The 9,631-nt window shown below is 64.6% G+C and carries 9 protein-coding genes; 6 read left to right on the top strand and 3 right to left on the bottom strand.

What is annotated here, in order from left to right; all coding sequences use genetic code 11:
- The first annotated feature begins 168 nt into the window (after window positions 1–168).
- The 5 genes from argB to dapE all read left to right on the top strand — a co-directional run bounded on the left by argB (window position 169) and on the right by dapE (window position 5,401).
- Window positions 169–1,056: an acetylglutamate kinase gene (gene argB, locus AC0L3A_RS39005; RefSeq protein WP_007597683.1), complete on the top strand. Its 888-nt coding sequence runs from the start codon at window positions 169–171 to the stop codon at window positions 1,054–1,056.
- A gap of 185 nt (window positions 1,057–1,241) precedes the next feature.
- Window positions 1,242–2,228, top strand: a complete 987-nt coding sequence (locus tag AC0L3A_RS39000) for a DUF1036 domain-containing protein (RefSeq protein WP_354127106.1) — start codon at window positions 1,242–1,244, stop codon at window positions 2,226–2,228.
- Between the two features lie 199 nt (window positions 2,229–2,427).
- Window positions 2,428–3,120, top strand: coding sequence for a pyrimidine 5'-nucleotidase (locus AC0L3A_RS38995; protein ID WP_354126956.1), 693 nt, complete (start codon window positions 2,428–2,430; stop codon window positions 3,118–3,120).
- 245 nt (window positions 3,121–3,365) lie between these two features.
- Window positions 3,366–4,211, top strand: a complete 846-nt coding sequence (dapD, locus tag AC0L3A_RS38990; RefSeq protein ID WP_354126957.1) for a 2,3,4,5-tetrahydropyridine-2,6-dicarboxylate N-succinyltransferase — start codon at window positions 3,366–3,368, stop codon at window positions 4,209–4,211.
- Window positions 4,212–4,222: 11 nt separating this feature from the next.
- Window positions 4,223–5,401 carry a succinyl-diaminopimelate desuccinylase gene (gene dapE / locus AC0L3A_RS38985; protein WP_354126958.1) on the top strand — a complete coding sequence of 393 codons (1,179 nt, stop codon included), beginning with the start codon at window positions 4,223–4,225 and terminating at the stop codon, window positions 5,399–5,401.
- A gap of 167 nt (window positions 5,402–5,568) precedes the next feature.
- Here the strand turns inward: dapE and truA are convergent, their stop codons facing one another.
- The 3 genes from truA to def all read right to left on the bottom strand — a co-directional run bounded on the left by truA (window position 5,569) and on the right by def (window position 8,094).
- Entirely contained in the window at window positions 5,569–6,306 is a 738-nt protein-coding gene (gene truA, locus AC0L3A_RS38980) for a tRNA pseudouridine(38-40) synthase TruA (RefSeq protein WP_219682528.1), read from the bottom strand.
- Window positions 6,307–6,426: 120 nt separating this feature from the next.
- Window positions 6,427–7,362, bottom strand: a complete 936-nt coding sequence (fmt, locus tag AC0L3A_RS38975) for a methionyl-tRNA formyltransferase (protein ID WP_354126959.1) — start codon at window positions 7,360–7,362, stop codon at window positions 6,427–6,429.
- A 207-nt stretch (window positions 7,363–7,569) separates the two neighbouring features.
- Complete coding sequence (gene def, locus AC0L3A_RS38970) at window positions 7,570–8,094, bottom strand: peptide deformylase (protein WP_219682519.1); 525 nt, start codon at window positions 8,092–8,094, stop codon at window positions 7,570–7,572.
- A gap of 170 nt (window positions 8,095–8,264) precedes the next feature.
- Between def and AC0L3A_RS38965 the strand changes: the two genes are divergently transcribed.
- Window positions 8,265–9,464: a DNA recombination protein RmuC gene (locus AC0L3A_RS38965; RefSeq protein ID WP_354126960.1), complete on the top strand. Its 1,200-nt coding sequence runs from the start codon at window positions 8,265–8,267 to the stop codon at window positions 9,462–9,464.
- Window positions 9,465–9,631: the final 167 nt, after the last annotated feature.

Genomic DNA, 9,631 nt, shown 5'->3' with positions numbered 1-9,631 from the left:
GATGACAGGCTCCGCGCAATCCGGGAGAGCTTGCGCGGGTAGATTCCCGGATTACGCTGCGCTCCATCCGGGCTACGCGGCTGCGTGTGGGGGACGAAGACCACTTTGCGCCCCGCCCGCCAATCGGATAGAACGCGGCCCGAGTATCCCGCCAGCGAGATCCGCCTCATGACCGAAATCTCCCCGCTCGACCAGGCCCGCATCCTGTCCGAAGCGCTGCCGCACATGCAGCAGTATGACGAGGAAACCATCGTCATCAAGTATGGCGGCCATGCCATGGGCGACGAGGAGACCGCGAAGAATTTCGCCCGCGACATCGTGCTGCTCGAGCAGACCGCGATCAATCCGGTGGTGGTGCATGGCGGCGGCCCGCAGATCGCGACCATGCTGAAGCGCCTCGGCATCGTCTCGGAATTCGCAGCCGGCCTGCGCATCACCGATGCCGCGACCATCGAGATCGTCGAGATGGTGCTCGCCGGCTCCGTCAACAAGCAGATCGTCGGCTACATCAACGAGGCCGGCGGCAAGGCCGTGGGGCTATCAGGCAAGGACGCCAATATGGTGAAGGCGTCCAAGACGACGCGCACCATCATGGATCCGGACTCGCACATCGAGAAGGCGGTCGATCTCGGCTTCGTCGGCGATCCCGAGAAAGTCGATCTCACGCTGCTCAACCAGCTGATCGGCTACGAGCTGATCCCGGTGCTGGCACCGCTCGCGACCTCGAAAGAGGGCCAGACGCTGAACGTCAACGCCGACACTTTCGCCGGCGCTGTGGCCGGCGCGCTGAAAGCGAAGCGGCTGCTGCTGCTCACCGACGTGCCGGGCGTGCTCGACAAATCCAAGAAGCTGATCCCGCAGCTCTCGGTGAAGGACGCACGAAAGCTGATCGCCGACGGCACCATTTCCGGCGGCATGATCCCCAAGGTCGAGACCTGCATCTATGCGCTCGAACAGGGCGTGGAGGGTGTCGTCATCATCGACGGCAAGATGCAGCACGCGGTGCTGCTCGAGCTCTTCACCAACACCGGCACGGGCACGCTGATCCACAAGTGATGCGAGAGGCGCCACGCATGAAAGCCGTCATGGCCAGGCAACAGCGCGAAGCGCGTCTTCGCGAAGATGTCCCGGCCATCCACGACCTTTCGTCCCGCGCCAAGAACGTGGATGCCCGGGACAAGCCCGGGCATGACGAGTTGAGGACTCGGCGGCATCGCCGCTCGACCTTGAGCCGTTTCTTGATGACGCTCCCTGCCGCAGCCATCTCGTTCGTGTTCTCCTCCGCACCGGCGTTCGCCGACCTGAAAATCTGCAACCGCATGTCCTATGTCGTCGAGGCCGCGATCGGCATCGACGACAAGGCGGCGACCGCGACGCGTGGCTGGTTCAGGATCGACCCCGCCACCTGCCGCGTGGTCGTGCAAGGCACGCTCTCCGCCGACCGCATCCTGCTCAACGCCCGCGCGCTTGGCGTCTACGGCGCCTCCCCGATCCCGCAGAACGGCAGCGACACGCTGTGCGTCGCGCAGGACAATTTCGTCATCGCGGCCGCGCGGCAGTGCCGCAGTGGCCAGACCCAGGCCGCCTTCACCCAGATCACGCCGACGCAAGGCGCGGACGGCAATTTCGTCGCCTATCTCGCCGAGGACTCCGAATATGACGACGAGCAGGCTCGCCTCGCCGGCATCCAGCGGCTTTTGGTGATCGCAGGCTACGACGCCGCGCCAATCGACGGCGTCGACGGGCCGAAGACGCAAGGCGCGCTGGCCGCTTTCCTGAAGAGCCGCGGATTGTCGTCCGACATCCTGTCGTCGCCGAACTTCTTCAAGACCATGGTCGATGCCGTGCAGACGCCGTCTGCGACCGGCCTCACCTGGTGCAACGACACCACGCACAAGGTAATGGCGGCGGTTGCCACCGACGACGGCAAGGCGGTGACCAGCCGCGGCTGGTATCGCATCGACCCCAAGACCTGCCTGCACCCCGATGTGAGCGGCCAGCCGAAGCAGATCTTCAGCTTCGCGGAAGCCATCGACGCCGACAACCGAATCGTCAAGCTAAAGGACAAGCCGCTGAACTGGGGCGGCGACAAGCAGCTTTGCACGCGCGAGACCAAGTTCGAGACCAACGAGCAGACCGACTGCGGCGCGCGCGGCTTCGCGGCGACGGGTTTTGGCGCGGTGGACATGTCGAGCGGCGGCAAGACGCTGCGGTTTGCGATGCCGTGATTGCTTTTGTGATCGTACCGGTGCCATGCACTCCGCTGTCGTCCTGGCGAAAGCCAGGACCCATGACCCCAGGATCGCGTTTGGCGAAGAACGACGACTAGCGTGCCCCAATGATCGGTCACGGAGTATGGGTCCTGGCTTTCGCCAGGACGACGATTGAGGGTGGGGCGCCGCCGCGGTCAACGGATAGAGAGTGAAAATGAAATCCCCCCGTGCCTTCGGCCATATCGACACCTGGGTGTTCGACCTCGACAACACGCTCTATCCGCACCACGTCAATCTGTGGCAACAGGTCGATGCGCGGATCACCGAGTTCGTTTGCAATTGGCTCGATCTGACAGCGGTGGAAGCGCGCAAGATCCAGAAGGATTATTACCAGCGCTTCGGCACCACCATGCGCGGCATGATGACCCTGCATGGCGTCCGCGCCGACGACTATCTCGCCTATGTCCACAAGATCGACCACTCTCCGCTAGAGCCGAACCCGGCGCTGGGCGAGGCCATCGCAAAACTGCCGGGACGAAAGCTGATCCTGACCAACGGTTCGGTCGATCATGTCGATGCGGTGCTGGCGCGGCTCGGCTTTGCCACGCATTTCGACGGCGTGTTCGACATCATCGCCGCCGACTTCGAGCCGAAGCCGGCGCCGCAGACCTACCGCAAGTTTCTCGCCGACCATTCGGTCGATCCGACCCGCGCCGCGATGTTCGAAGACCTCGCCCGCAACCTCACCGTCCCGCACGAACTCGGCATGACCACCGTGCTGGTGATACCGGATGGGACGAAAGAGGTCGTGCGCGAGGACTGGGAATTGGCGGGCCGTGATGCCGCCCATGTCGACCATGTCACGGATGATCTCGCGGGTTTTTTGGGCAGGCTGTCTCCCAAATAACCGCTGTCGTCCTGGCGAAAGCCAGGACCCATTATCCCGGGGTGGAATTTGGCGCGAGCTGATAACTACCAGCCTTCGCCAAACACCTCCCAGGGGTAATGGGTCCTGGGTCGGCGCTCACGTTGTTCGCTTGTCCAGGACGACGATGGAGGACGACACTGAGTTTGCCTTGACTCCGTCCTCCCAAATCCCGAAAAAGCGCTCCAAATCACCGCAAATTCCCGCCCGCCTTTGAGGAAATCCCGATGTCCCTGTCCGCCCTCGAATCCACCATCAACGGCGCCTTCGAGGCGCGCGACGGCGTCTCGACCTCGACCAAGGGCGAGGTCCGCGAGGCCGTGGATCACGCGCTGGAGATTCTGGACAAGGGCGAGGCCCGCGTTGCCGAGCGCGGCACCGACGGCAAGTGGAAGGTCAATCAATGGCTGAAGAAGGCGGTGCTGCTCTCGTTCCGCCTCAACGACATGGGCGCCATTCCCGGCGGCCCCGGCAAGGCGACCTGGTGGGACAAGGTGCCCTCGAAGTTCGACGGCTGGGGTGAGAACCGTTTTCGCGACGCCGGTTTCCGCGCCGTCCCCGGCGCCATCGTGCGCCGCTCGGCCTTCATCGCCCGCAACGTCGTGCTGATGCCGTCTTTCGTCAATCTCGGCGCCTATGTCGATGAATCCACCATGATCGACACTTGGTCGACGGTCGGCTCCTGCGCGCAGATCGGCAAGCGCGTGCACATCTCCGGCGGCGTCGGCATCGGCGGCGTGCTCGAGCCGCTGCAGGCCGAGCCCGTGATCATCGAGGACGATTGCTTCATCGGCGCGCGCTCCGAGGTCGCCGAAGGCGTGATCGTGCGCAAGGGCGCGGTGCTGTCGATGGGCGTATTCCTGGGTGCCTCGACCAAGATCGTCGACCGCGACACTGGCGAGATCTTCATCGGCGAAGTGCCTGAGTATTCGGTCGTCGTTCCCGGCGCGCTGCCCGGCAAGCCCATGAAGAACGGCCAGATCGGCCCGAGCACCGCCTGCGCCGTCATCGTCAAACGCGTCGACGAGCGCACGCGCTCCAAGACCAGCATCAACGAGCTGCTGCGGGATTGATTGGGGCGCGCATGACCGATGCTCTCTCGATTGCCCGCGATCTCATCCGCTGTCCCTCGGTAACTCCGGCCGATGCCGGTGCGCTGGGCGTGCTCGAACAAGTCCTCAACGCGGCCGGCTTCACATGCCACCGCGTCACCTTCAGCGAGCCCGGCACCGCCGACGTCGACAATCTCTATGCGCGGATCGGCACTGACGGGCCGCACATCACCTTTGCCGGCCACACCGACGTGGTGCCGCCGGGCGACGAGAGCGCCTGGAGCGTCGGTGCATTCTCCGGCGAGGTGAAGGACGGCTTTCTGCACGGCCGCGGCGCGGTCGACATGAAGGGTGGCATCGCCTGCTCGGTCGCCGCGGTGCTGGAGCATCTCGCCGCGAACGGCGGCAAGCCACGCAGCGACGGCCAAAAATCGGGCTCGGGTTCGATCTCGTTCCTGATCACCGGCGACGAGGAAGACGTCTCCATCAACGGTACCATCAAGCTGCTGAAGTGGGCGGCGGAGCGCGGCGAGAAATTCGACCATTGCGTGCTGGGCGAGCCCTCCAATGTCGAGACCCTCGGCGACACCATCAAGGTCGGCCGCCGCGGCTCGCAATCCGGCACGCTGTATGTCGACGGCGTGCAGGGCCACGTCGCTTATCCGCACCGCGCCGCCAATCCGGTGCCTGATATCTCGCGGCTGATCGTGGCGATCTCGGATGAGCCGCTCGACCATGGCAGCGCGCAGTTCCAGGCCTCCAATCTCGAATTCACCTCGGTCGACGTCGGCAACACCGCCAACAACGTCATCCCGGGCCAGGCCCGCGCAAAATTCAACATCCGCTACAACGACAATCACACCCAGGCGAGCCTGCGCGAGCTGGTCGAGACGCGGCTGACCAAAGCCTGCGGCAACCGGATCCGCGCCCGCATCGTCTGGGAGCCCTCGAACTCGAACGTGTTCGTGACCAAGCCTGGCCCGTTCACCGAACTCGCGGTGTCCGCGATCGAGGAAGTGACGGGCCGCAAGCCGGAGCTGTCGACCTCAGGCGGCACCTCGGATGCGCGCTTCATCTCGAGCTATTGCCCGGTGATCGAGTTCGGCCTGGTCGGCCAGACCATGCACCAGGTCGACGAGCGCGTGCCGGTCAGGGACCTGGAGCAGCTGACCAAGGTGTATCGCGGGATTTTGACGCGGTATTTTGGGTAGGCTCTTCTGCCCGCCCAAACTCCGCTGTCATCGCCCGGCTTGACCGGGCGATCCAGTATTCCAGAGACGGCAGTGACTGAGCCGAGAGGCCGCGGCGTACTGGATGCCCCGGTCAAGCCGGGGCATGACAGTGGTGGATGTAGCGAGAGCGCGCGCCCTCACCCCAATCAGTAATCCACCTGCATCAGATACAGCCCGTCCGGCGGGGCGACGATGCCGCAGGCGGCGCGGTTGCGTGCAGCGAGCGCTGCGGAGAGATCTTCGGCGGTCCAGCGGCCTTCGCCGACCCACATCAGCGACCCCACCATCGAGCGCACCTGGCTGTGCAGGAACGAGCGCGCCGAGGTGAGAATCGTGATCTCGCGCCCGTCGCGCAGCACGTCGAGTTGATCGAGCGTCTTCTCCGGCGACCTGGCCTGGCACTCGGTGTCGCGGAAGGTGGTGAAATCGTGCTTGCCGAGCAGGCGTTGTGCCGCCGCATGCATCGCATCGGCATCGAGCCGGCGCGGCACACGCCAGGCGTGGCCGGCATCGAGCGCGAGATTGGCGCGGGTGTTGACGATGCGGTAGCGATAGTGGCGCTTGATGGCCGAGAAGCGCGCCTCGAAAGTCTCCGGCACGATATCGGCTTCGAGCACGGCGATGGGATGCGGGCGCAAATGCGCATTCAAGCCGTCGCGAAAACGGCCCTGCGGAAACTGCTTGTCGATATCGACATGCGCGACCTGGCCGCGCGCATGCACGCCGGCATCGGTGCGCCCGGCGCCGTGCACGCGTGCATCCGCGCCGGTCATCGCCTTCACCGCCGCTTCCAGCGCGCCCTGCACCGAGGGCAGCGTCTCCTGCACCTGCCAGCCGAAGAACGGCGCGCCGTCATATTCGATGATGAGCTTGTAGCGGGGCATCTTGTCCAGTTTCGCTGTCATCGCCCGGCTCGACCGGGCGATCCAGTACTCCGCAGCCTATCCGTTCGACCGAGAAGCCTCGGCGTACTGGATACCCCGCCTTCGCGGGGTATGACAGCGTCAGGTGAATTTGGCGCCGGGCTTCAACGGCACGCCACGCAGGAAATCCGCGGCCTGCATGCGTGCCTTGCCTTCGCGCTGGAGCTCGATCAGGCGGATTGCGCCTTCGCCGCAGGCAATGGTGAGGTGATCGTCGAGCACCTCGCCGGGTGCGCCCGCGCCTATCGCCAGTTCGCAACGCAGGATTTTTACGCGCGCGTTCTCGCTCACGCCGGTGAGCTCGGCCCAGGCGCCGGGAAACGGCGACAGGCCGTGGATATGGCGCAGCACCTCGCGCGCGGGCCTGGTCCAGTCGATCCGCGCTTCGGCCTTGTCGATCTTGGCGGCGTAGGTGACGCCATCCTCGCTCTGCTGCTTGAGCTGAAGTCCGCCGCGGTCGAGCGCGGCCATGGCGCGCACCATCAGATCGGCACCGAGCCGGGCCAGACGATCGTGCAGATCGAGCGCGGTCATATTGTCCGTGATCGCGAGCCGTTCCGCCATGGCGACGTCGCCGGTGTCGAGGCCAACATCCATCTTCATCACCATCACGCCGCTCTCGGCATCGCCGGCCATGATCGCGCGATTGATGGGAGCAGCACCGCGCCAGCGTGGCAGCAGCGAAGCGTGCAGATTGTAGCAGCCGAGCTTTGGCGCATCGAGGATCGCCTGCGGCAGGATCATGCCATAGGCGACGACGACGGCCGCATCGGCGTCGAAGGCGCGGAATTCTTCCCGCGCCTCCGGCGTCTTCAACGTCTTCGGCGTCAGCACGGGCACGCCGAGCTTTCGCGCGGCCTCTTCCACCGGGGTCGGCTGCAATTGCAGGCCACGCCGTCCGCCGGGCTTCGGCGCGCGCGTATACACGGCCGCGATCTCGTGGCCGTGCGCGACGAGCTCGAGCAGCGTCGGCACGGAGAAATCGGGCGTGCCCATGAAGATCAGGCGGAGGGGCATGACAAGGACTCGGTACGTTCCCTCCCCCCTTGTGGGGGAGGGTTAGGGAGAGGGGTGCCACACGACGCGCTCTCTCGGTTTGAGGTTTCGCGGCACGCACCTGATTCAGATGACGGAGAGACTTCCGTCTGGGCTACCCCTCTCCCCCGCCCTCCCCCACAAGGGGGGAGGGAGCGCAGGGGAGTGTGAGGCAGCACTAAACCTTACTCACTCGCCGCGCTTGGCGGCTTTCTCGAATTTCTTCAGCACGCGGTCGCGCTTGAGCTTCGACAGATAGTCGACGAACAGCACGCCGTTGAGATGGTCGATCTCGTGCTGGATGCAGGTGGCGTAGAGGCCTTCGGCGTCCTCCTCATGCACCTTGCCGTCCAGATCGATGTAGCGCACCCGCACCTTCGCGGGACGCTCGACCTCCTCGTAATATTCGGGGATCGACAGGCAGCCTTCCTCGTAGACCGACAGGTCCTCCGAGGAGGCGATGATTTCCGGATTGATGAAGACGCGCGGCTCGGGCTTGGTCTCGCCGTCCTGGTCGGGCTTGGCGAGGTCCATGGTGATCAGCCGCAACGGCTGCGCGATCTGGATCGCCGCGAGCCCGATGCCGGGCGCGTCGTACATGGTCTCGAACATGTCGTCGGCAAGCTTGCGGATCTCCGGCGTGACCTTCTCGATCGGCTTGGAGACCAGACGCAGCTGCTTGTCGGGCAGGATGATGATTTCTCTGAGGGCCATGGCCGCGATTTAAGCCGCGCGTTCGATGCGGTCAATGCGGCCGGGAACCCGTTAACCCTCCGCTAACCATAAAACTTCGGGTTTCGTTAACCATCAAAATTAACAGGGCATTACCTCGAAATGTTCGCTATTCGTTCGTGCCACAGTGCGAATCGGCTAGAAGGGCAGGCATGAACGAGATCATTTTCACGGCTGGCGACTGGCCGGTGCGCACGGTGGACGCGCTGATCGGCTTCGGCGCGCTGGTCCTCATCCTGCTGGCGGTCATCGCCGTGGTGATTGCACGCTCGGGGCGGCGCGGCGCGGAACTCGCGATGGCCAACGCGATCCGCGCCGACGAACTCGAGGAGCGCATCAGCCAGATGCTGCATGCCCAGAGCGAGGCTTCGGGGCGGGTCGATGCCATGACCCAGACGCTGGCCGGCCGCCAGGCAGACATGGCACGCGCGGTCAACGAGCGGCTGGATTCGGTGACCCACCGGGTCGGTCAATCCATGGAGCACACCACCCGCAACACCATGGAGAGCCTGCGCGCGCTGCACGAGCGGCTCGGCATCATCGACAGCGCGCACAAGAACCTCACCGACCTCACCACGCAGGTGACGACCCTGCGCGACGTGCTCGCCAACAAGCAGTCGCGCGGCGCCTTCGGTCAGGCGCGAATGGAGGCGATCGTCCAGGACGGTCTGCCGAAGGGCGCCTACGAGTTCCAGTTCACGCTCTCGACCGGCAAGCGTCCGGACTGCGTCGTGTTCCTGCCCGACCAGCGGCCGCTCTGCATCGACGCGAAATTTCCGCTGGAAGCGATGACCGCGCTGCATGATGCGCGCACCGATGAGGAAAAGCGGATCGCCACGCAGCGGCTGCGCGGCGACGTGATGAAGCACGTCAGCGACATCGCCGAAAAATATCTCGTCGCCGGCGAGACCCAGGAAATGGCGCTGATGTTCGTGCCGTCGGAATCGGTCTACGCCGAAATTCACGACGGTTTCGACGACGTGATCCAGAAGGCGTATCGCGCCCGCGTCGTGCTGGTGTCGCCGTCGCTCTTGATGCTCGCGATCCAGGTGATGCAGCAGATCATGAAGGACGCGCGCATGCGCGATGCCGCCGACCAGATCCAGACCGAGGTGATCAAGCTCGGCGACGATCTCGGCCGCCTGCGCGAGCGCGTGCTGAAATTGCAGAAACACTTTGCCGACGCCAACGAAGACGTCCGCCAGATCCTGATCTCCGCCGACAAGATCGAGAAGCGCGCCGGGCGCATCGAAGAGCTCGATTTCAGCAAGACCGATGCGCCCGAAGCCCCGCATCTGGTGGCGACCGGCGCTGCCGAGCTGTTCCCGAGGAAGCTCCAGGCGGGGGAGTGATTCTACGCTGAGATGCGGTAACCTGCCGCCTCAATCTCGCTGTCGCGGGCCCGCGGGGCCCGGGGGCCCCCGATACCACAGGCGCGCCATTAATGGGGGAGCAAAAACCCAAAAAAAAAATGTGAAAAAGAGATTGTGTTTATGATAAAAAACGAAAATAAAAAAGA

The organism is Bradyrhizobium sp. MI1.3, from assembly GCF_055811695.1.
Note: the sequence above shows the minus strand (reverse complement) of the source record. Positions and strands in the feature narration are given on the sequence as shown.